Below are 19,232 nucleotides of genomic sequence, written 5' to 3'. Positions count from 1 at the left end.
ACATCTATGTCACAAACAGCCATAAATAAGTTAGTAAATACTTACAACATTAATCATTGGGGCAATCACTACTTCTCTATCGATGAAAAAGGCTGTGTTAACGTCTGCCCTGATCCTGATTTTCCAGAGGCTAAAATCAGCTTAACGGCCATCGCACAACAACTCGAAAAACAGTCGCAAAGGTTACCGGTTCTAATTAATTTTCCGCAGATTATCCAACACAGACTACGTTCAATCAATGCCGCCTTTAAAACAGCCAGAGCGTCGTTTGGTTATCAGGGGGATTATTTCCTGGTCTATCCAATCAAAGTAAATCAACATCGCCGTGTCATTGATGCACTGACGCACGCTGGTGAACCGCTTGGATTGGAAGCGGGTTCAAAAGCCGAACTGATGGCTGTCTTAAATCACGCAGCCTTAACCCGCACAGTTATTGTCTGTAATGGCTATAAAGACCGTGAATATATTCAACTGGCCTTGATGGGTGAAAAATTAGGCCATAAAGTCTATCTTGTATTAGAAAAAATGACCGAGATTGATTTGGTTCTAGAAGAAGCTAAAAAATTGAATGTGACACCAAGGCTAGGGGTTCGCGCCAGACTGGCTTCAGAAGGTGCCGGAAAATGGCAATCCAGTGGCGGTGAAAAATCAAAATTTGGCTTATCAGCCAATCAAATTTTAAATCTGATTGATATTTTAAAACAAAAAAACTATCTACCAAGTCTGCAACTGCTGCATTTCCACCTTGGTTCACAACTCGCTAATATTCGTGATATTGCTAACGGCGTAAAAGAGTCAGCTAGATTTTATGTCGAGCTGCATAAACTGGGCGTGAATATCAAATGTTTTGATGTGGGTGGAGGTTTAGGTATCGATTATGAAGGCACGCGCTCAAAATCAGATTGTTCAGTTAATTATGGGTTAAACGAGTATGCCAATAATATCATTTGGGGCATTGGTGACGCTTGTAATGAACACGGTTTACCGCATCCGACCGTGATTACCGAATCTGGCCGAGCCGTTACGGCTCACCACTCAGTACTCGTCACTAACGTGATTGGTATCGAACAAAATATTTTTAATGAGCAGCCTAAAGAGCCAGATCCTAGCTCGCCCAGAGCATTACAGAGCTTATGGTCTACCTGGTTAGAAATCCATACACCAGAATCCAAGCGAGCACTACGGGAACAGTTACACGATAGTCAGTTAGATGTCCATGAAGTTCATCTGCAATATATGCTTGGCACCGTTAATCTGACGGAAAGAGCTTGGGCTGAGCAAATTTATTTGCAAATCTGTCATTATATTGAACATCATCTGGATCTGAACAATCGAACACATCGAGCCTTAATTGATGAACTCGAAGAGCGTATGGCGGATAAGCTTTATCTGAATTTTTCACTATTTCAATCTATGCCTGATGCCTGGGGTATTGAGCAGCTGTTTCCCGTGTTACCGCTAAGTGGCTTAGATAAACCCATTAATCGCCGCGTTGTGTTACTCGATATTACCTGTGACTCAGATGGTATGATTGAAAAATATATTGATGGCGACGATATCACCAAAACCATGCCGATGCCGGATTATGATCCGAATAATCCGCCCCTGTTCGGTTTCTTTTTGATCGGTGCTTATCAAGAAATTCTGGGCAACATGCATAATCTATTTGGCGATACTTCAGCGATCGATGTATTTGTCTTTGAAGATGGTAACGTCGAAATTGATGCCTATGAAAAAGGCAATACCGTAGCCGATATGCTGCGCTATGTGAATCTCGATCCGGCCATCTTTATGGAAAATTACCAACAGCAGATCATGAAATCAGGGCTAGATGAACAGACACAACAACAATTTATGGCTGAACTAGAAAGTAGCTTACAGGGTTATACTTATCTGGAAGATGTATAATTATAATTGAATAAATAGTAGGTAGAGATGAATACATTAAAAAATCAAATAGACAACTCACTCGTTTCCAATATTTTTGGTTTCCTGCGTTTACCCTTAAATTTTCAGCCTTATCAAAGTGACGCCGATTGGGTAATCACTGGTGTCCCCTTTGATCTGGCAACCTCAGGCCGCTCTGGTAGTCGATTTGGGCCGAATGCCATTCGTCAAGCATCGGTTAATCTTGCCTGGGAGGAATCACGCTGGCCATGGCATTTCAATTTGCAGGAAAAGCTTAATGTTATTGATTGTGGTGATCTGGTGTATAGCTTTGGTGACGCGGCAGATATGAGCGAAAAACTTGAATTACATATTAGTGAGTTACTGCAATCAGGTAAACGCTGCCTAACTTTAGGTGGTGATCATTTTATCACATTACCGCTACTCAGAGCGCATGCCAAACATTTCGGTAAAATGGCGCTCATTCATTTTGATGCACATACCGATACTTATGATAATGGTGGCAAGTTTGATCATGGCACCATGTTTTATCACGCCCCTCAAGAGGGTTTAATTGATCCACATTGTTCGATACAAGTTGGCATACGGACTGATTATAATCCTGATACTGGTTTTACGGTAATCAATGCGCTTGCCGCCAATGATCTATCGGTAGAGCAGATCTATCAATACATTAAAAATCAAGTCAAAGATTTACCGATCTATTTGACCTTTGATATTGATTGCCTCGATCCGGCTTTTGCACCAGGTACAGGTACACCTGTTTGTGGTGGTCTGACCACAGATAAAGCATTACGTATTCTACGCTCGCTTAAAGATTTAAATATCGTCGGCATGGATGTGGTTGAAGTCGCCCCGGCTTATGACCATGGAGAAATTACTGCCTTAGCCGGTGCAACTGTGGCATTAGATATGCTCTATTTACAAGGCAGTAAAAAATAGCACAACAAAAATCAGCTATTTACTGCGCTAAATCGCTGGCGGCAAATCCGATGATTGAATGCCAGCCATTTATCCAATCAAAATCTATCACTTCGTTTATCGCACACGCTTTTAAAATCGACAGATCATAGACAGCATATTTTTGAGAGATATTTACGCCATTGTTAACCCATACTAATTGGCTTAGTATATAGATGTAATCCGTTGAAAGGCAAATAGGGATAAAAGTGAAAACAAAATAGGGATAAAAGTGAAAACAAAATAGACAAGAAAAAACCGGTCATAAGACCGGTTTTATTATATGCTTTAGAAAAGCAAAACTAATTATTCAGCAACAGCTTCCGCTTTTTGCTCAGCAGCTACTGGACGATCCAGTAACTCGATATACGCCATAGGCGCATTATCACCTGCACGGAAACCACATTTCATAATGCGAGTGTAACCACCAGCACGATTAGCGAAACGAGGACCTAGGTCTGTAAATAATTTTTTGACTGTATCGTTATCACGAGTACGAGCAAAAGCCAAACGACGATTAGCTACGCTATCGTTTTTGGCTAAAGTAATTAATGGTTCAACCACACGACGCAATTCTTTCGCTTTAGGTAGAGTCGTCTTAATAATTTCATGCTCTACAAGCGAACTAGCCATATTACGAAACATAGCTTGACGATGACTGCTATTTCGGTTCAGTTGACGACCACTTTTACGATGGCGCATAACTTTATCCTTCTATAAAACTTGCAAGTTATTAGTCTTCAACAATACTTGCCGGTGGCCAATTCTCTAGGCGCATGCCCAAAGATAAACCACGAGAAGCGAGCACGTCTTTTATTTCAGTAAGAGATTTCTTACCAAGATTCGGCGTTTTTAATAACTCAACTTCAGTACGTTGCACTAAATCACCAATATAATGAACTGCTTCTGCTTTTAAGCAATTTGCTGACCGAACTGTCAATTCTAAATCATCAACTGGACGTAATAGAATTGGATCAAATTCTGGTTTGTCTTCTTTCACTTCAGGTTGACGAACATCACGTAAGTCAACAAAAGCCTCAAGCTGTTCAGCCAAAATGGTAGACGCACGGCGAATTGATTCTTCAGGATCAATGGTACCGTTGGTTTCCATATCAATAACTAATTTATCTAAGTCTGTACGCTGCTCAACACGTGCGGCTTCAACAGTATAAGCAATTCGCTCAACTGGGCTGAAACACGCATCAACTAACAAGCGACCGATTGGACGCTCGTCGTCTTCTGACTGAACGCGAGCAGAAGCAGGGACATAACCACGACCACGCTGTACACGAATACGCATACTAATCGAAGCATTAGCATCAGTAAGATGGCAGATGACATGATCTGGATTGAAAATTTCAATATCCGCATCATGAACAATATCAGCAGCTGTCACAGCGCCAACGCCTGACTTATTTAGCGTTAACATGACATCATCTTTACCATGTACTTTAACTGCTAACTTTTTCAAGTTAAGTAAAATATCAAGCACATCTTCTTGAGTACCTTCTTTAGTACTATACTCATGCAGAACACCATCAATTTCAACTTCAGTTACAGCACATCCCGGCATTGATGACAATAAAATACGGCGCAGTGCATTACCTAGTGTATGACCAAAACCACGCTCAAGTGGCTCAAGGGTCACTTTTGCATGAGTAGAACTATATTGTTCAATATCAACTAGGTGAGGTTTTAAAAACTCTGTTACAGAACCCTGCATTGTGTCCTCTCTTAAGTACTAAACTTTACTTAGAGTAAAGTTCGACAATCAAATGTTCATTGATGTCAGCGGATAAATCTGAACGTTCAGGTAAGCGTTTGAAAACACCTTCCATCTTGCTAGCATCAACGTCTAACCATAATGGTTTTTCACGTTGTTCTGCTAATTCTAAAGCAGCTTTAACACGAGCTTGTTTCTTCGATTTTTCACGAACACTAATTACATCTTCAGGAGAAACCTGGAAAGAAGCAACGTTAACAACACGGCCATTAACTAATACTGCTTTATGGCTTACTAACTGACGAGCTTCTGCGCGAGTTGCGCCAAATCCCATACGGTAAACCACATTGTCTAAGCGGCTTTCTAAAAGAGTAAGTAAGTTTTCACCAGTATTACCTTTTAAACGAGCTGCTTCTTTATAGTAATTACGGAACTGACGTTCTAAAATTCCATAAATACGACGAACTTTTTGTTTTTCACGTAACTGAACGCCATAGTCAGATAAACGTGGCTTACGCGCACCGTGCTGACCAGGAGCTTGTTCTAATTTACACTTGGTATCGATCGCTCTAACACCTGATTTAAGAAATAAATCGGTACCTTCACGACGGCTAAGCTTAAGCTTAGGCCCCAAATATCTTGCCATTTTCTTTCTCCAATAATCCCAAAACGCCTAATTAAATGCGACGTTTCTTCGGTGGACGACAACCGTTATGAGGAATCGGAGTCACATCAGTAATATTCGTAATGCGGAATCCCGCTGCATTTAATGCACGAATTGTTGACTCACGACCAGGACCAGGTCCTTTAACCATAACTTCCAGATTCTTAATTCCGTAATCTTTCACGGCTTCAGCACAACGTTCTGCTGCAACCTGTGCTGCAAACGGAGTCGATTTACGCGATCCGCGGAAACCAGAACCACCAGCAGTTGCCCAACCTAACGCATTACCTTGACGATCAGTAATAGTTACGATTGTATTATTAAAAGAAGCGTGAACATGAGCTATACCATCAGAAACTTGTTTTTTTACACGTTTACGTGTACTACGAACAGGTGTCTTTGCCATTCTTAATTACCCCGATTATTTCTTGATAGGCTTACGCGGTCCCTTGCGGGTACGTGCGTTAGTCTTTGTACGTTGTCCACGGACTGGTAGTCCACGGCGATGACGTATACCACGATAACAACCAAGGTCCATTAAACGCTTGATACTCATAGTCACTTCACGACGTAAGTCACCTTCTACAGTAAACTTAGCAACTTGTTCACGTAAAGTTTCAATCTGATCTTCAGATAGTTCTCTGATCTTAACATGCTCAGCAATTCCCGCTGCTTTACAGATAGCTTTTGCGCGAGTATCACCGATACCGTAAATTGCTTGCAAAGCAATTACAGTATGCTGTTGATCAGGAATGTTAATGCCTGCTATACGGGCCACTATGCACTCCTAGATGTAAAAGGATAACCCCTATACTGAAAAGCCCGTTTTCAGGATACTCATACAGAGGTTATCGAATAAAAAAATAATAGGCTGGCTATTCTAGCCAGCAATACCTCACTTTTGCAAGAGAAATATGCAAAAACTTAAACAACTTTTATTAATTTTATCAATTAACCTTGGCGTTGTTTATGTTTTGCTTCTACACAAATTACTCGAACAACACCGTTGCGCTTAATAATTTTGCAGTTACGACATAATCTCTTGACTGAAGCACGAACTTTCATTTTTGCCTCCGTAACTTCCTAATAAACCTTAACGGCCATAGCCTTTAAGATTTGCTTTCTTTAAAACCGACTCATAACGATTTGGCATCATTAGAGTCTGGATTTGAGCCATAAAGTCCATTATAACAACAACAACAATCAGTAAAGAGGTTCCACCGAAATAGAATGATACTTTCATTGCTGAAGTCATAAACATTGGGACTAAGCAGACAAATGTAATATATAAAGCACCAACTAACGTTAAACGTGTTGTGACCTTATCAATATATTTAGCTGTTTGTTCCCCTGGACGAATCCCAGGTATAAATGCACCAGATTTCTTAAGCTGATCTGCTGTTTCTCTTGGATTGAAAACCAATGCAGTATAGAAGAAACAGAAGAATATAATCGCTGCTGCATAAAGTACAAGATATAGAGGCTGCTGCGGTGATAAATACTGTTTAAGTAGAACAAACGCGTATCTCCAACCTTGGCCGTCTCCCTGCAACCATGATGCAAGCACCGCTGGTAGCATAATTATCGTTGAAGCAAAAATAGCTGGGATAACACCCGCCATATTTATTTTCAACGGTAAATGTGTACTTTGTGCTGCATAAATACGGCGACCTTGTTGACGTTGTGCATAGTTAACTACAATACGTCGCTGACCACGTTCAACAAATACCACAAAGTAAGTAATACCGATAATTAATGCAGCTACAACTAATAACAGAATTGGGTGTAAAGCACCGGAACGAGCTTGCTCGATAGTTTCACCGATCGCGACAGGTAAACCTGCAACGATACCAGCGAAAATGATGAGAGAGATGCCGTTACCAACACCTCTTTCTGTTATTTGCTCACCTAGCCACATAAGGAACATGGTTCCAGTAACTAAGCTAACTGTCGCAATAAAATAAAATGAGAAACCAGGATTAACAACAACATGTCCAAAATTAGGAATGTTTGGCAAACCAGTCGCAATACCAATTGCTTGGATAATCGCTAAAGCAAATGCACCATAACGGGTATATTGACTAATTTTACGTCGACCTGACTCACCTTCCTTTTTCAATTCAGCCAAGGTTGGATTAACTGCGGTTAATAACTGCACGATAATCGATGCAGAAATATAAGGCATAATCCCCAAGGCAAAAATTGAAGCTCGGCTTAGAGCACCACCAGAAAACATGTTAAACATGCTGATGATGCCATTATCGCTTGCAGCTCTTTTAAGCAATTCAGAAAGCTCGACAGCATTAATACCAGGAACTGGAATAAAAGATCCAATACGAAAAACAATTAATGCCAGAAGGACGAATAACAAACGTCTTTTCAGTTCACTAATTCCGCCTCTTGCACTTTGAAAATCTAATCCTGGTTGCTTTGCCATCTTTCTTATTATTCCTCGATTTTTCCACCAGCAGCTTCAATCGCAGCTTTAGCACCCTTAGTCACACGAATACCACGCACAGTAACAGGTTTAGATATTTCACCTGCAAGCATAATTTTCGCAAACTCAATTTGAGTACCAACAAGTTTTGCTGCTTTTAAGCTATTGAGATCAACTACGTCACCTTCAACACGAATGATATCAGAAAGACGAACTTGGGCAGTAACCATTGCTTTACGTGACGTAAAACCAAATTTTGGTAAACGACGATATAAAGGCATCTGACCACCTTCAAAGCCACGACGAACGCCGCCACCTGAACGAGAACTCTGACCTTTAACACCGCGAGCACCTGTTTTACCTAAGCCCGAACCGATACCACGCCCTAAACGTTTAGGTGCATGTTTTGAACCTGCTGCAGGAGATAAAGTATTAAAATGCATTTACTTACTCCTCTACTTTAACCATGTATGAAACTTGGTTAACCATACCACGAATAGAAGGTGTATCTTCAAGTTCGACAGTGTGGCCAATACGACGTAATCCTAAACCGCGTAACGTAGCTTTATGCTTCGGAATGCGACCAATAGAACTACGAGTTTGTGTAATTTTAATAGTCTTTGCCATGGCTTATTACCCCAAAATATCTTCGACGGTTTTACCACGCTTAGCAGCAATCATTTCTGGTGATTTCATATTTTCTAATGCATCAATAGTTGCACGAACCACATTAATTGGGTTTGTTGAACCATAAGCTTTAGATAATACGTTATGTACACCAGCAACTTCTAAAACGGCACGCATCGCACCGCCGGCAATAATACCGGTACCTTCAGAAGCTGGTTGCATAAATACACGAGAGCCCGTATGAACACCTTTAACAGGATGCTGTAGCGTATCGTTATTTAATGCAACATGAATCATGTTGCGGCGTGCTTTTTCCATCGCTTTTTGGATTGCTGCTGGAACTTCGCGAGCTTTACCGTAACCAAAACCAACGCGACCGTTACCATCACCAACCACAGTTAATGCGGAAAAGCTAAAAATACGACCACCTTTAACAGTTTTAGAAACACGGTTAACTGCGATTAATTTTTCCTGCAGTTCGCCAGCTTGTTTTTCGATGTTTGACATCTTTAACCCCTACCTTAGAACTGAAGGCCAGCCTCGCGAGCAGCATCTGCTAGCGCCTGGACTCGACCATGATATTGGAAACCTGAGCGATCAAAAGCAACGACTTTAATATCTTTTGCTAGTGCGCGTTCTGCAATTGCTTTACCAATCGCAACAGCGGCATCTTTGTTTCCAGTAAATTTTAAATTTTCACTGATAGCTTTTTCTAATGTTGAAGCAGCTGCCAGTACCTCTGATCCGTTCGGTGCGATAATCTGCGCATAAATATGGCGCGGAGTACGGTGAACCACCAAGCGAGTTGCACGTAATTCTTGAATTTTGCGACGCGCTTTGGTTGCACGACGGATACGAGCTGATTTCTTATCCATAGTGTTACCTTACTTCTTCTTAGCTTCTTTAGTACGCACGACTTCGTCTGCGTAACGGACACCTTTACCTTTATAAGGTTCAGGACGACGATAAGCGCGAATATCTGCTGCAACTTGTCCAATCAACTGTTTATCAGCACTTTTGAGTACGATTTCAGTTTGTGATGGACATTCAGCGGTAACGCCTGCCGGTAACTGATGTTCAATTGGATGTGAGAAACCTAAAGAAAGACCAATTGCATTGCCTTTCATTTGGGCACGATAACCGACACCAACCAACTGTAATTTCTTAACGAAACCAGTTGTAACACCAATAACCATTGAATTAACTAATGCGCGCGCTGTACCGGCTTGAGCCCAAGCGTTAGCAAAACCTTCACGAGGTGCGAAAGTAATATTACCTTCTTCTTGCTTGATAACAACTGCATCATTAATCGCGCGAGATAACTCGCTATTTTTACCTTTAATCGAAATTACCTGACCATTGAGTTTTACCTCTACGCCAGCAGGAATAACGACAGGTGCTTTTGCAACACGAGACATTTTATTCTCCCTTAAGCTACGTAGCAGATAATTTCACCACCAAGACCAGCTTGGCGTGCTGCACGATCAGTCATAACACCTTTTGAAGTAGAAATAACTGCAATACCTAACCCGGCCATTACCTTTGGTAACTCATCTTTACGTTTGTAAATACGAAGACCAGGACGGCTTACGCGTTGGATACTTTCTACAACAGCTTTACCTTGGAAATATTTTAAAGTGATTTCCAATTCAGGCTTAGTGTCACCTACCACTTTATAATGTTCGATATAGCCTTCTTCCTTCAGCACATTGGCAATTGCCGCTTTTAGCTTAGAGGAAGGCATGGTGACCGCAACTTTATTCGCAGCTTGACCGTTGCGAATTCGGGTCAACATATCTGCGATTGGATCTTGCATGCTCATCTATAATACTCCCCGGATTTACCAACTTGCTTTCTTAAGACCCGGAATCTCACCACGCATGGCAGTTTCACGAACCTTAATACGGCTTAAACCAAACTTACGAAGGACGCCATGAGGACGACCAGTTTGACGACAACGATTACGTTGACGTGATGGGCTTGAATCACGAGGAAGTGTCTGAAGTTTCAGCACTGCATTCCAACGGTCTTCATCTGATGCGTTAACATCAGAAATAATCGCTTTTAATTCTTGACGCTTAGCAAAATACTTATCTGCTAATTTAACGCGTTTTTTATCGCGTTCGATCATTGATTGTTTAGCCATTACATACCCCTACTTGCGAAATGGGAAGTTAAAGGCTGAAAGCAATGCTCGGCCTTCTTCATCAGATTGCGCTGTTGTTGTGATAGTAATATCCAAACCACGAACACGATCTACTTTGTCATAATCAATTTCAGGGAAAATGATTTGTTCACGAACACCCATACTATAGTTACCACGACCATCGAATGATTTCGCGCTTAAACCACGGAAATCTCGAGTACGAGGAAGAGCAATATAAACTAGACGTTCGAAGAATTCCCACATACGTTCGCCACGTAGAGTGACTTTACAACCAATAGGATACCCTTGACGGATTTTAAAACCAGCAACTGATTTGCGTGCTTTAGTGACAAGCGGTTTTTGACCACTGATTGCAGTAAGATCTGCAACTGCGTTATCTAATAATTTCTTATCAGTAATCGCTTCACCCACACCCATATTCAAGGTGATCTTTTCGATCCGAGGGACTTGCATGACAGATTTGTAGCTAAACTGTTCTTTCAGTTTATTTACTACCTGTGCATTGTAGTAATCATGCAGTTTCGCCATCGTATACTCCAAATTACTTAAATAGTTTCATTCGTAGACTTGAAGAAGCGAACTTTTTTGCCATCTTCAATTTTAAAGCCTACACGATCTGCCTTGCCAGTAGCACTGTTGTAAATTGCAACATTTGAAATATTCATTGCTGCTTCTTTCTCAACAATACCGCCTTCCTGATTTAATGCAGGTTGAGGTTTTTGATGTTTTTTCACCAAATTAATACCTTCAACAATCACTTTACCAGTAGACAAAACACTTTTAACTTTACCGCGTTTACCTTTATCTTTACCAGTTAACACGATAACTTCATCTTCTCGACGGATTTTCGCTGCCATTACCCGCTCCTTACAGTACTTCTGGTGCTAATGAAATGATCTTCATAAACTTCTCAGAACGAAGTTCACGAGTGACCGGTCCAAAAATACGCGTACCAATCGGTTGTTCGCTGTTATTATTTAAAATAACACACGCATTACGATCGAAACGAATGACAGATCCATCAGGGCGACGAACCCCTTTTCTAGTGCGCACCACTACAGCTTTAAGTACATCACCTTTTTTAACTTTACCACGAGGAATTGCTTCTTTTATGGTAACTTTAATGATATCACCTACTGCAGCATAACGTCGGTGTGATCCACCAAGAACCTTGATACACATTACACTACGCGCACCAGAGTTATCAGCAACATCAAGCCTAGTCTGTTCTTGGATCATTTTAATGCTCCATATCAATAAATTATTGTCTAATCTACCTTCATCCACTTCAACTACCATGGATAAGAATAGACAACCAAAATCCCACCTATGTGAGGGCGCATAGTATAACACCACTCAAATAAAATGGATAGTATAAAATAAACGGCTATTGCTAGCCGTTTATCATATTATGTACAATTATTAATCAAACAGATTAAATAACTGCCTTTTCTATAACTCGAACAAGAGTCCAAGACTTAGTCTTAGATAATGGACGACACTCTTTAATTTCAACAGTATCACCAATACCACACTCATTATTCTCATCATGTACATGCAATTTAGTCGTACGTTTAATGAATTTACCATATAGTGGATGTTTCACTTTACGCTCAATAGCAACAGTAATAGATTTATCCATTTTGTCACTAATAACACGACCTTGCTGAGTACGAACATTAGTAGTCATTACGCACCCGCCTTTTCAGTTAATAAAGTTTTAACTCGTGCAATATCACGACGCACTTGTTTTAACAGATGGGGCTGTTGTAACTGACCTCCAGCTAATTGCATACGTAAGTTAAATTGCTCACGTAACAAATTAAGAAGTTCAGTATTCAGCTCTTCAACGCTTTTTTCACGCAGCTCTTTTGCTTTCATTACATCACCGTCTTAGTTACAAAGGTGGTCTTGATCGGCAGTTTTGCTGCTGCCAATGCAAATGCTTCACGGGCAACTTCTTCAGGTACACCGTCCATCTCATAAAGGACTTTGCCTGGTTGGATAAGTGCAACCCAGTACTCTACGTTACCCTTACCTTTACCCATACGCACTTCAAGTGGTTTTTCTGTTATCGGTTTATCAGGAAAAACTCGAATCCAGATTTTACCTTGACGCTTAACTGCACGCGACATGGCACGACGTGCCGCTTCGATTTGGCGCGCAGTCAAACGACCGCGACCAACAGCTTTCAGACCGAAAGTACCGAAGCTAACGTCAGCGCCTGCAGCTAGACCACGGTTGCGGCCTTTATGCATTTTACGGAATTTTGTACGCTTTGGTTGTAACATCAGCGACGCTCCTTATTATTTCCGGCCTTTACGCTGCTTTTTAGGTTGAGCAGCCGGTTTTTCCGGTTGTTCAACGGCAGCCATACCACCAAGGATCTCCCCTTTGAAGATCCACACTTTAACACCAATCACACCGTAAGTAGTGTGTGCTTCAGATGTATTATAATCAATATCAGCACGTAGTGTGTGCAAAGGTACACGACCTTCACGATACCACTCTGAACGAGCGATTTCAGCACCACCTAAACGACCACTAACTTCAACTTTAATACCTTTAGCACCAGCTTTCATTGCGTTTTGTACCGCACGCTTCATAGCGCGACGGAACATAACACGGCGTTCTAATTGTGCAGTGATGCTATCAGCAACTAACTTAGCGTCAAGTTCAGGTTTACGAACTTCAGCAATGTTAATTTGCGCAGGCACACCAGCAATATTAGCTACGGCATTACGTAATTTTTCTACATCTTCGCCTTTCTTACCGATAACGATACCCGGACGTGCAGTGTAAATAGTTACACGAATGCTTTTTGCCGGACGTTCGATCACGATTTTAGAAACCGAAGCTTGCGCTAATTCTTTAATTAAGAATTGACGAACTTTAAAATCGCCATCTAAGTTAGATGCGAATTCTTTTGTATCTGCATACCAGGTAGATGTCCAAGGTTTGACAATACCTAGTCGGATACCATTTGGATTTACTTTTTGACCCATTGCTATTCTCCAGAGCCTTAGCGATCAGACACAATCACAGTGATGTGGCTTGTACGCTTCAAGATTCGATCTGCACGACCTTTAGCACGAGGCATAATTCGCTTCATACTAGGGCCTTCGTCTACGAAAATTTTCGTAACTTTCAGATCATCAATATCAGCACCGTCGTTGTGTTCTGCATTAGCAATGGCAGACTCAAGCACCTTCTTAACAAGTACAGCCGCTTTTTTATTGGTGTACGTTAAAATATCTAAAGCCTGAGACACATTCTTACCGCGAATAAGATCAGCTACTAAGCGAACTTTTTGTGCAGAAGAACGAGCGTGGCGATATTTTGCTACAGTTTCCATCTCTATCTCCTACTTATTTCTTTTTAGCTTTCTTATCAGCCGCATGGCCGCGATAAGTACGAGTCGGCGCGAATTCACCCAATTTATGACCAACCATTTCGTCGGAAACATAAACAGGAACGTGCTGACGACCATTATGGACAGCGATGGTCAATCCGATCATGTTAGGAAAGATCGTTGAACGACGGGACCAAGTGCGAATAGGCTTCTTGTCACCGCTTTCCACCGCTTTCTCTACCTTCTTCAGCAAGTGTAGGTCAACAAAAGGACCCTTCTTGAGAGAACGTGGCATAGCTTATCCTCTATTTGTTATTTCTTATTGCGACGGCGAACAATGTACTTATCAGTACGTTTGTTGCTACGCGTTTTCAATCCTTTGGCTTTTTGACCCCATGGAGACACAGGATGTTTACCAAAGTTTCGACCTTCACCACCACCATGTGGATGGTCTACTGGGTTCATTGCCGTACCGCGAACGGTTGGGCGAATACCACGCCAGCGGCTTGCACCAGCTTTACCTAATACGCGAAGCATATGCTCTGAATTACCTACTTCACCAATGGTGGCGCGGCAATCAGCTAATACTTTACGCATTTCGCCAGAGCGAAGACGTAGGGTAACATAAGAACCTTCACGTGCAACGATTTGAACATATCCACCAGCAGAGCGAGCTAATTGACCGCCTTTACCTGGTTTCATTTCTACATTGTGCACAGTAGAACCAACTGGGATGTTACGCATTGGTAAACAGTTACCTGTTTTGATTGCAGCATCAACACCAGACTGGATTTGATCTCCGGCTTTTAAGCCTTTTGGAGCTAAAATATAACGACGTTCACCGTCTTTATATAAAACTAAAGCGATATTTGCAGAACGATTTGGATCATACTCTAAACGTTCTACTACTGCTGGAATACCGTCTTTATTACGTTTGAAATCAACAATACGATAATGTTGCTTATGACCGCCACCAATGTGACGAGTCGTAATACGACCATTATTATTGCGACCACCCGTTTTACTTTTAGTATCAATTAAAGGCGCAAAAGGTTTGCCTTTGTGTAACTCAGGGTTAACCACTTTAACAACGTGGCGACGACCCGGAGATGTAGGTTTACACTTAACAACTGCCATTGTTCTTACTCCTCTCCGAATTACTCAGCGACGCCAGCTAGGTCTAAATTTTGACCTTCTGCTAAAGTTACATAAGCTTTTTTCCAGTCGCTACGACGACCAATTTGTTTGCCACGACGTTTAACTTTGCCTTTAACAACAAGGGTATTTACATCGTTAACTTTCACTTCAAATAGTTGTTCAACTGCGGCCTTGATCTCTTTCTTTGTCGCATCTTTTGCAACTTTTAAAACTAACGTGTTAGTTTTTTCCATTGCGATTGAAGCTTTCTCAGAAACATGTGGTGCACGCAGGACTCTCAGCAGACGTTCTTCACGGATCATGCTAACATCTCCTCTACTTGCTTCACTGCATCAACAGTCATAACAACTTTGTCAAATGCAATCAAGCTCACTGGATTAATACCTGCAACATCACTCACATCGATCTTATATAAGTTACGCGCAGCTAAATAAAGATTTTCATCGATATCAGATGTAATAATAAACACATCTTCAAGATTCATATCTTTTAATTTCTGGGTAAGTAACTTAGTTTTTGGCGCTTCGACAGTGAATTTTTCAACGATAATTAAACGATCTTGACGCACTAATTCAGAAAGAATACTTTTTAATGCACCACGATACATCTTACGGTTAACTTTTTGGCTGTGATCTTGTGGTTTTGCAGCGAATGTTGTACCACCACTACGCCAAATTGGGCTCTTCACAGTACCAGCACGAGCACGGCCCGTACCTTTTTGACGCCATGGCTTTTTACCTGAACCAGCAACTTCAGCACGAGTTTTCTGAGCGCGTGTTCCTTGACGAGCTGCAGCTTGATAAGCTACAACAACTTGGTGAACTAATGCTTCATTAAACTCACGTCCGAAGGTAGTTTCGGAAACAGACAGCGCTTGCGCGTCTTTTACTACTAATTCCATTGCTATCTCCTCGACGTTAAGCCTTAACAGCTGGTTTAACAATTAAATCACTATTCGTTGCACCTGGTACAGCACCTTTAACTAATAAAAGTTTGCGCTCTGCATCAACACGTACAACTTCTAGGCTTTGCACTGTTACGCGCTCATTACCTAAGTGACCCGCCATTTTTTTACCTTTGAACACTTTACCTGGAGTTTGGTTCTGACCAATTGAACCATGTCCACGGTGTGCCAAAGAGTTACCATGAGTAGCATCTTGTGTACGGAAGTTCCAACGTTTAACAACGCCAGCAAATCCTTTACCTTTTGATGTACCAGTAACATCTACTTTTTTAACGTCAGCAAATAAATCAACGTTAATGCTTTGACCTACAGCAAATTCGCCTTCTTCAAAACGGAATTCCCATAAACCACGGCCAGCTTCAACGCTAGCCTTAGCAAAATGACCTGCTTCAGGTTTGTTTACATGGCTCGCTTTTTTGCTACCAGTAGTAACCTGAATGGCTTGATAACCATCGTTTTCAAGTGTTTTAACTTGAGTCACGCGGTTGTCTTGAATTTCAATTACGGTTACAGGAATAGAAACACCCTCTTCAGTGAAGATTCGTGTCATTCCTACTTTACGACCGACTAAACCAATCATTATTTCGACCTCTCAATCATTCAACTTAGGAATTAACCTAAGCTGATCTGCACGTCAACACCGGCAGCAAGATCTAGACGCATCAAAGCATCAACTGTTTTTTCAGTTGGCTCAACGATGTCGACCAGACGTTTATGAGTACGAATCTCATACTGATCACGCGCATCTTTATTTACGTGCGGCGAAATCAATATGGTGAAACGCTCTTTGCGAGTCGGTAATGGAATAGGACCACGAACTTGCGCACCAGTGCGCTTCGCAGTTTCTACGATTTCGGCAGTTGACTGATCGATTAAACGATGATCAAACGCTTTTAGACGGATACGGATTCTTTGGTTCTGCATGAGACCAGAGCTCCACTATAAAAAAGTTATAACAAAAGACCACTCCTCTTTCTCTGTTTCGATTGACAGGAGAGGGTAATCCGTTCTTTATCATCATAACCCCCATATCGGGAGTATTGTTTAATGTCACTGATATCTGACATTACTAATCTCGTGCCTATATCGGGCAGAGTGTTGGTTATTATAGCTAAATAATCTCATCATGCAAGTTATTATCGAGAAAAATTTATTCTCATCACTAAACATAACTATTTAAGGCAATCATCAGCTTATGACGCTCAACATCTGATTAACGAGTATTCAGCTCTACTTTCAACTTAACCAGATTAAGGAACAAATTAATCTAAGGACTATATTCTACTTCCGTCAATAAATATGCTAAGATTCAGCACACGACTTTCCTTTTAATCATCAAAGAAATGGAACAGACATCCGAATCAACAACTGGCCTTTTGAATAAATTCATCACTATCCTGCCAGAAACCTTTACCACACATAGTCAGCTTATTATTGTTTGCTTACTCCTATTTATTGCCATTCTGCTTTTTTCATTTAGCAAACTGCGTATGGATATTATTGCTGTCCTGATCATTACTGCAATTATGATGACTGGCATATTAACGCCAGCAGAAGCGTTATCTGGTTTTAGCGATCCCAATATTGTACTCATTGCGCTACTATTTATTATCGGAGAAGGTTTGGTTCGAACCGGTATATCTTATCAGATAAGTGAATATATTCTGCGTGTAGCTGGTAATAACGAAATTAGGATCATCATTTTGATTATGCTAGGGGTCGCTTTACTTGGTTCAGTGATGAGCTCAACGGGTGTAGTCGCGATATTTATTCCAGTTGTCATGAGTATTGTAGCTCGCTCTGGCATTCATGTTAAACGGTTAATGATGCCATTGTGTATCGCTGGTTTAATCAGCGGTATGATGACATTAGTCGCAACAGCACCTAATTTAGTCGTTAACAGCGAGCTTGAAAAAATACAACCTTCTGGCTTTAGTTTTTTTGATATTACACCAATTGGAATCAGTATCTTAATTATTGGGATCATTTACTGTATTGTCTCTAGAAACTGGTTAGTGAGCACCTCGCAAGTTGAGAGGGATAATAGGATACAGCATCGTCGCAAAATGACGGATTTAATTCGAGAATATAAACTGGCTGGTCGAGCACATCGCGCAGCGATTAAACCGAACTCAGCCTTTATTGGCCGAACTATTGATAGTTTACATTTACGCAGTCAACATGGGGTTAATGTCATAGGAATAGAGCGTTGGCGACGTTTTCGTAAAGTTATGATCCCAGTGAATGGGACAACCGAGTTCAGAGAAAATGATGTTCTTCTCATCGACTTTTCTCATGCTGAAATTAATATTCATCAATTTTTAGACGTAAATGGATTAGAACCGAAAATCCTCCGCGGTGAATATTTCTCAGAACAAGCTAAAGAAGTAGGCATGGCTGAAGTTGTTCTACTACCTGACTCAACACTATTAGGTAAAACATTAAAAGAAGTAGAGTTTCGTTCTAAGTATTTCCTGACTGTGATTGGTATTCGCCGTAATCACGAGGTACTTGAGACTGATCTGTTCGATGAAAAATTGACGATGGGAGATACCTTATTAGTTTGTGGCGATTGGCGCTCCATTCAAAAATTGCAAACTAAAACCAATGATTTTGTTTTACTTAATTTTCCAGCTGAAATTGATGAGGTAGCACCAGCAAGCACCCAGGCTATCCCTGCTTTATTGAGTTTAGCTATCATGATTGGTCTAATGGTAAGTGGCATTGTACCTAATGTTGTGGCAGCATTGATAGCCTGTTTGTTAATGGGTGCCACACGCTGTATTGATATGCAAAGTGCCTATCGTTCAATCCATTGGCCCAGCCTTATTCTTATTATTGGTATGATGCCTTTCGCCGTAGCATTGAATAAAACAGGTGGTATTGGTTTAGCTTCTGAATGGTTAAAAACGCATCTATACAGCTTTGGTCCACATATCGTATTAACTTTTGTTTTTTTGCTGTGTTCGACTATTGGCTTATTTATATCAAATACGGCAACCGCAATTCTGGTCGCTCCGGTTGCTATTAATATTGCACTTGATTTTGGCTATTCACCTTATCCATTTGCGATGACCGTCGCCATAGCTACTTCAGCATCTTTCATTACACCAGTTTCATCACCGGTGAAAACCATGATTGTCGCACCAGGTGGTTATAGTTTTAGTGATTTTGTAAAAATTGGTGTTCCTCTCACCATCTTAGTATTAATCGCTGATATTTTACTCGTTCCACTATTCTTTCCATTTAACTAAAGCGAATTAATCTTATCA

Annotated in this window: 31 protein-coding genes; 3 read left to right on the top strand and 28 right to left on the bottom strand. The window is 41.0% G+C overall.

The annotated features are described in order from the left end of the window. Positions 1 to 6 precede the first annotated feature (6 nt). Together speA and speB are read left to right on the top strand one after the other, a co-directional pair. Complete coding sequence (speA, locus tag RHO15_02155) at positions 7 to 1,908, top strand: biosynthetic arginine decarboxylase (GenBank protein WVD64342.1); 1,902 nt, start codon at positions 7 to 9, stop codon at positions 1,906 to 1,908. 27 nt (positions 1,909 to 1,935) lie between these two features. Continuing rightward, the gene (gene speB, locus RHO15_02150) at positions 1,936 to 2,850 is read left to right on the top strand and encodes an agmatinase (protein ID WVD64341.1); all 915 of its coding nucleotides are present in this window, start codon (positions 1,936 to 1,938) and stop codon (positions 2,848 to 2,850) included. A gap of 324 nt (positions 2,851 to 3,174) precedes the next feature. Here speB and rplQ read toward each other — a convergent pair whose 3' ends face one another. From rplQ to rpsJ, 28 genes are all read right to left on the bottom strand, one after another. After that, the gene (rplQ, locus tag RHO15_02145) at positions 3,175 to 3,570 is read right to left on the bottom strand and encodes a 50S ribosomal protein L17 (GenBank protein ID WVD64340.1); all 396 of its coding nucleotides are present in this window, start codon (positions 3,568 to 3,570) and stop codon (positions 3,175 to 3,177) included. A 31-nt stretch (positions 3,571 to 3,601) separates the two neighbouring features. After that, entirely contained in the window at positions 3,602 to 4,591 is a 990-nt protein-coding gene (gene rpoA, locus RHO15_02140; protein ID WVD64339.1) for a DNA-directed RNA polymerase subunit alpha, read from the bottom strand. Positions 4,592 to 4,616: 25 nt separating this feature from the next. Continuing rightward, the gene (gene rpsD, locus RHO15_02135) at positions 4,617 to 5,237 is read right to left on the bottom strand and encodes a 30S ribosomal protein S4 (protein WVD64338.1); all 621 of its coding nucleotides are present in this window, start codon (positions 5,235 to 5,237) and stop codon (positions 4,617 to 4,619) included. A gap of 31 nt (positions 5,238 to 5,268) precedes the next feature. Further along, positions 5,269 to 5,661: a 30S ribosomal protein S11 gene (gene rpsK / locus RHO15_02130; GenBank protein ID WVD64337.1), complete on the bottom strand. Its 393-nt coding sequence runs from the start codon at positions 5,659 to 5,661 to the stop codon at positions 5,269 to 5,271. A gap of 15 nt (positions 5,662 to 5,676) precedes the next feature. Continuing rightward, on the bottom strand, positions 5,677 to 6,033 hold the full coding sequence (gene rpsM, locus RHO15_02125; protein WVD64336.1) for a 30S ribosomal protein S13: 357 nt from the start codon (positions 6,031 to 6,033) through the stop codon (positions 5,677 to 5,679). A gap of 173 nt (positions 6,034 to 6,206) precedes the next feature. Further along, positions 6,207 to 6,320: a 50S ribosomal protein L36 gene (rpmJ, locus tag RHO15_02120; protein WVD64335.1), complete on the bottom strand. Its 114-nt coding sequence runs from the start codon at positions 6,318 to 6,320 to the stop codon at positions 6,207 to 6,209. 28 nt (positions 6,321 to 6,348) lie between these two features. Further along, a complete protein-coding gene (gene secY / locus RHO15_02115; GenBank protein WVD64334.1) occupies positions 6,349 to 7,692 on the bottom strand; it encodes a preprotein translocase subunit SecY in 1,344 nt (447 codons plus the stop codon). Between the two features lie 8 nt (positions 7,693 to 7,700). Beyond that, positions 7,701 to 8,135: a 50S ribosomal protein L15 gene (gene rplO, locus RHO15_02110; protein ID WVD64333.1), complete on the bottom strand. Its 435-nt coding sequence runs from the start codon at positions 8,133 to 8,135 to the stop codon at positions 7,701 to 7,703. Between the two features lie 4 nt (positions 8,136 to 8,139). After that, the gene (gene rpmD, locus RHO15_02105) at positions 8,140 to 8,319 is read right to left on the bottom strand and encodes a 50S ribosomal protein L30 (protein ID WVD64332.1); all 180 of its coding nucleotides are present in this window, start codon (positions 8,317 to 8,319) and stop codon (positions 8,140 to 8,142) included. A gap of 6 nt (positions 8,320 to 8,325) precedes the next feature. After that, on the bottom strand, positions 8,326 to 8,826 hold the full coding sequence (gene rpsE, locus RHO15_02100; protein WVD64331.1) for a 30S ribosomal protein S5: 501 nt from the start codon (positions 8,824 to 8,826) through the stop codon (positions 8,326 to 8,328). Between the two features lie 14 nt (positions 8,827 to 8,840). After that, a complete protein-coding gene (rplR, locus tag RHO15_02095; GenBank protein ID WVD64330.1) occupies positions 8,841 to 9,194 on the bottom strand; it encodes a 50S ribosomal protein L18 in 354 nt (117 codons plus the stop codon). A gap of 9 nt (positions 9,195 to 9,203) precedes the next feature. Then, positions 9,204 to 9,737 carry a 50S ribosomal protein L6 gene (rplF, locus tag RHO15_02090; protein WVD64329.1) on the bottom strand — a complete coding sequence of 178 codons (534 nt, stop codon included), beginning with the start codon at positions 9,735 to 9,737 and terminating at the stop codon, positions 9,204 to 9,206. A gap of 11 nt (positions 9,738 to 9,748) precedes the next feature. Continuing rightward, positions 9,749 to 10,141: a 30S ribosomal protein S8 gene (rpsH, locus tag RHO15_02085; GenBank protein WVD64328.1), complete on the bottom strand. Its 393-nt coding sequence runs from the start codon at positions 10,139 to 10,141 to the stop codon at positions 9,749 to 9,751. A gap of 18 nt (positions 10,142 to 10,159) precedes the next feature. Beyond that, positions 10,160 to 10,465 carry a 30S ribosomal protein S14 gene (rpsN, locus tag RHO15_02080; GenBank protein WVD64327.1) on the bottom strand — a complete coding sequence of 102 codons (306 nt, stop codon included), beginning with the start codon at positions 10,463 to 10,465 and terminating at the stop codon, positions 10,160 to 10,162. Positions 10,466 to 10,474: 9 nt separating this feature from the next. Next, positions 10,475 to 11,014 carry a 50S ribosomal protein L5 gene (rplE, locus tag RHO15_02075; protein WVD64326.1) on the bottom strand — a complete coding sequence of 180 codons (540 nt, stop codon included), beginning with the start codon at positions 11,012 to 11,014 and terminating at the stop codon, positions 10,475 to 10,477. A gap of 17 nt (positions 11,015 to 11,031) precedes the next feature. Then, positions 11,032 to 11,343: a 50S ribosomal protein L24 gene (rplX, locus tag RHO15_02070; GenBank protein WVD64325.1), complete on the bottom strand. Its 312-nt coding sequence runs from the start codon at positions 11,341 to 11,343 to the stop codon at positions 11,032 to 11,034. Between the two features lie 10 nt (positions 11,344 to 11,353). Then, a complete protein-coding gene (gene rplN, locus RHO15_02065; GenBank protein ID WVD64324.1) occupies positions 11,354 to 11,725 on the bottom strand; it encodes a 50S ribosomal protein L14 in 372 nt (123 codons plus the stop codon). Positions 11,726 to 11,921: 196 nt separating this feature from the next. After that, positions 11,922 to 12,176, bottom strand: coding sequence for a 30S ribosomal protein S17 (gene rpsQ, locus RHO15_02060; protein WVD64323.1), 255 nt, complete (start codon positions 12,174 to 12,176; stop codon positions 11,922 to 11,924). Continuing rightward, the gene (rpmC, locus tag RHO15_02055; protein ID WVD64322.1) at positions 12,176 to 12,367 is read right to left on the bottom strand and encodes a 50S ribosomal protein L29; all 192 of its coding nucleotides are present in this window, start codon (positions 12,365 to 12,367) and stop codon (positions 12,176 to 12,178) included. Before rpmC ends, rpsQ begins: the two co-directional genes overlap by 1 nt. Beyond that, on the bottom strand, positions 12,367 to 12,777 hold the full coding sequence (gene rplP / locus RHO15_02050) for a 50S ribosomal protein L16 (protein ID WVD64321.1): 411 nt from the start codon (positions 12,775 to 12,777) through the stop codon (positions 12,367 to 12,369). Before rplP ends, rpmC begins: the two co-directional genes overlap by 1 nt. Before the next feature lie 15 nt (positions 12,778 to 12,792). Next, entirely contained in the window at positions 12,793 to 13,491 is a 699-nt protein-coding gene (gene rpsC / locus RHO15_02045; GenBank protein WVD64320.1) for a 30S ribosomal protein S3, read from the bottom strand. 17 nt (positions 13,492 to 13,508) lie between these two features. Beyond that, on the bottom strand, positions 13,509 to 13,841 hold the full coding sequence (gene rplV / locus RHO15_02040; GenBank protein ID WVD64319.1) for a 50S ribosomal protein L22: 333 nt from the start codon (positions 13,839 to 13,841) through the stop codon (positions 13,509 to 13,511). A 13-nt stretch (positions 13,842 to 13,854) separates the two neighbouring features. Next, positions 13,855 to 14,133, bottom strand: coding sequence for a 30S ribosomal protein S19 (rpsS, locus tag RHO15_02035; GenBank protein WVD64318.1), 279 nt, complete (start codon positions 14,131 to 14,133; stop codon positions 13,855 to 13,857). A gap of 17 nt (positions 14,134 to 14,150) precedes the next feature. Then, positions 14,151 to 14,975, bottom strand: a complete 825-nt coding sequence (rplB, locus tag RHO15_02030; protein ID WVD64317.1) for a 50S ribosomal protein L2 — start codon at positions 14,973 to 14,975, stop codon at positions 14,151 to 14,153. Between the two features lie 20 nt (positions 14,976 to 14,995). Further along, positions 14,996 to 15,298, bottom strand: coding sequence for a 50S ribosomal protein L23 (gene rplW, locus RHO15_02025; protein WVD64316.1), 303 nt, complete (start codon positions 15,296 to 15,298; stop codon positions 14,996 to 14,998). Then, a complete protein-coding gene (rplD, locus tag RHO15_02020) occupies positions 15,295 to 15,897 on the bottom strand; it encodes a 50S ribosomal protein L4 (protein WVD64315.1) in 603 nt (200 codons plus the stop codon). Before rplD ends, rplW begins: the two co-directional genes overlap by 4 nt. A gap of 16 nt (positions 15,898 to 15,913) precedes the next feature. Beyond that, positions 15,914 to 16,540 carry a 50S ribosomal protein L3 gene (gene rplC, locus RHO15_02015; GenBank protein WVD64314.1) on the bottom strand — a complete coding sequence of 209 codons (627 nt, stop codon included), beginning with the start codon at positions 16,538 to 16,540 and terminating at the stop codon, positions 15,914 to 15,916. A 32-nt stretch (positions 16,541 to 16,572) separates the two neighbouring features. Further along, the gene (gene rpsJ / locus RHO15_02010; protein WVD64313.1) at positions 16,573 to 16,884 is read right to left on the bottom strand and encodes a 30S ribosomal protein S10; all 312 of its coding nucleotides are present in this window, start codon (positions 16,882 to 16,884) and stop codon (positions 16,573 to 16,575) included. A gap of 419 nt (positions 16,885 to 17,303) precedes the next feature. Between rpsJ and RHO15_02005 the strand changes: the two genes are divergently transcribed. Further along, positions 17,304 to 19,214 carry an SLC13 family permease gene (locus RHO15_02005; protein WVD64312.1) on the top strand — a complete coding sequence of 637 codons (1,911 nt, stop codon included), beginning with the start codon at positions 17,304 to 17,306 and terminating at the stop codon, positions 19,212 to 19,214. Positions 19,215 to 19,232 lie beyond the last annotated feature (18 nt).

The sequence above is a fragment of the Orbaceae bacterium lpD01 genome, from assembly GCA_036251705.1.
In the GTDB taxonomy this organism is placed as follows: Bacteria; Pseudomonadota; Gammaproteobacteria; order Enterobacterales; family Orbaceae; genus Utexia; species Utexia brackfieldae.
Note: the sequence above shows the minus strand (reverse complement) of the source record. Positions and strands in the feature narration are given on the sequence as shown.

What these genes read in the sequence shown, in the direction of transcription:
- rpsC (WVD64320.1), bottom strand. Translation starts at nt 13,491, where the DNA reads ATGGGTCAAAAAGTAAATCCAAATGGTATCCGACTAGGTATTGTCAAA.
- rpsJ (WVD64313.1), bottom strand. Translation starts at nt 16,884, where the DNA reads ATGCAGAACCAAAGAATCCGTATCCGTCTAAAAGCGTTTGATCATCGT.
- rplN (WVD64324.1), bottom strand. Translation starts at nt 11,725, where the DNA reads ATGATCCAAGAACAGACTAGGCTTGATGTTGCTGATAACTCTGGTGCG.
- rpsS (WVD64318.1), bottom strand. Translation starts at nt 14,133, where the DNA reads ATGCCACGTTCTCTCAAGAAGGGTCCTTTTGTTGACCTACACTTGCTG.
- speA (WVD64342.1), top strand. Translation starts at nt 7, where the DNA reads ATGTCACAAACAGCCATAAATAAGTTAGTAAATACTTACAACATTAAT.
- rpsH (WVD64328.1), bottom strand. Translation starts at nt 10,141, where the DNA reads ATGAGCATGCAAGATCCAATCGCAGATATGTTGACCCGAATTCGCAAC.
- speB (WVD64341.1), top strand. Translation starts at nt 1,936, where the DNA reads ATGAATACATTAAAAAATCAAATAGACAACTCACTCGTTTCCAATATT.
- rpoA (WVD64339.1), bottom strand. Translation starts at nt 4,591, where the DNA reads ATGCAGGGTTCTGTAACAGAGTTTTTAAAACCTCACCTAGTTGATATT.
- rpsQ (WVD64323.1), bottom strand. Translation starts at nt 12,176, where the DNA reads ATGACTACTAATGTTCGTACTCAGCAAGGTCGTGTTATTAGTGACAAA.
- rplF (WVD64329.1), bottom strand. Translation starts at nt 9,737, where the DNA reads ATGTCTCGTGTTGCAAAAGCACCTGTCGTTATTCCTGCTGGCGTAGAG.
- rplQ (WVD64340.1), bottom strand. Translation starts at nt 3,570, where the DNA reads ATGCGCCATCGTAAAAGTGGTCGTCAACTGAACCGAAATAGCAGTCAT.
- rplC (WVD64314.1), bottom strand. Translation starts at nt 16,540, where the DNA reads ATGATTGGTTTAGTCGGTCGTAAAGTAGGAATGACACGAATCTTCACT.
- rpmD (WVD64332.1), bottom strand. Translation starts at nt 8,319, where the DNA reads ATGGCAAAGACTATTAAAATTACACAAACTCGTAGTTCTATTGGTCGC.
- rpsE (WVD64331.1), bottom strand. Translation starts at nt 8,826, where the DNA reads ATGTCAAACATCGAAAAACAAGCTGGCGAACTGCAGGAAAAATTAATC.
- rpmJ (WVD64335.1), bottom strand. Translation starts at nt 6,320, where the DNA reads ATGAAAGTTCGTGCTTCAGTCAAGAGATTATGTCGTAACTGCAAAATT.
- rpsD (WVD64338.1), bottom strand. Translation starts at nt 5,237, where the DNA reads ATGGCAAGATATTTGGGGCCTAAGCTTAAGCTTAGCCGTCGTGAAGGT.
- rplO (WVD64333.1), bottom strand. Translation starts at nt 8,135, where the DNA reads ATGCATTTTAATACTTTATCTCCTGCAGCAGGTTCAAAACATGCACCT.
- rpsN (WVD64327.1), bottom strand. Translation starts at nt 10,465, where the DNA reads ATGGCTAAACAATCAATGATCGAACGCGATAAAAAACGCGTTAAATTA.
- secY (WVD64334.1), bottom strand. Translation starts at nt 7,692, where the DNA reads ATGGCAAAGCAACCAGGATTAGATTTTCAAAGTGCAAGAGGCGGAATT.
- RHO15_02005 (WVD64312.1), top strand. Translation starts at nt 17,304, where the DNA reads ATGGAACAGACATCCGAATCAACAACTGGCCTTTTGAATAAATTCATC.
- rplR (WVD64330.1), bottom strand. Translation starts at nt 9,194, where the DNA reads ATGGATAAGAAATCAGCTCGTATCCGTCGTGCAACCAAAGCGCGTCGC.
- rpmC (WVD64322.1), bottom strand. Translation starts at nt 12,367, where the DNA reads ATGAAAGCAAAAGAGCTGCGTGAAAAAAGCGTTGAAGAGCTGAATACT.
- rplD (WVD64315.1), bottom strand. Translation starts at nt 15,897, where the DNA reads ATGGAATTAGTAGTAAAAGACGCGCAAGCGCTGTCTGTTTCCGAAACT.
- rplW (WVD64316.1), bottom strand. Translation starts at nt 15,298, where the DNA reads ATGATCCGTGAAGAACGTCTGCTGAGAGTCCTGCGTGCACCACATGTT.
- rplX (WVD64325.1), bottom strand. Translation starts at nt 11,343, where the DNA reads ATGGCAGCGAAAATCCGTCGAGAAGATGAAGTTATCGTGTTAACTGGT.
- rplB (WVD64317.1), bottom strand. Translation starts at nt 14,975, where the DNA reads ATGGCAGTTGTTAAGTGTAAACCTACATCTCCGGGTCGTCGCCACGTT.
- rplP (WVD64321.1), bottom strand. Translation starts at nt 12,777, where the DNA reads ATGTTACAACCAAAGCGTACAAAATTCCGTAAAATGCATAAAGGCCGC.
- rplV (WVD64319.1), bottom strand. Translation starts at nt 13,841, where the DNA reads ATGGAAACTGTAGCAAAATATCGCCACGCTCGTTCTTCTGCACAAAAA.
- rpsK (WVD64337.1), bottom strand. Translation starts at nt 5,661, where the DNA reads ATGGCAAAGACACCTGTTCGTAGTACACGTAAACGTGTAAAAAAACAA.
- rplE (WVD64326.1), bottom strand. Translation starts at nt 11,014, where the DNA reads ATGGCGAAACTGCATGATTACTACAATGCACAGGTAGTAAATAAACTG.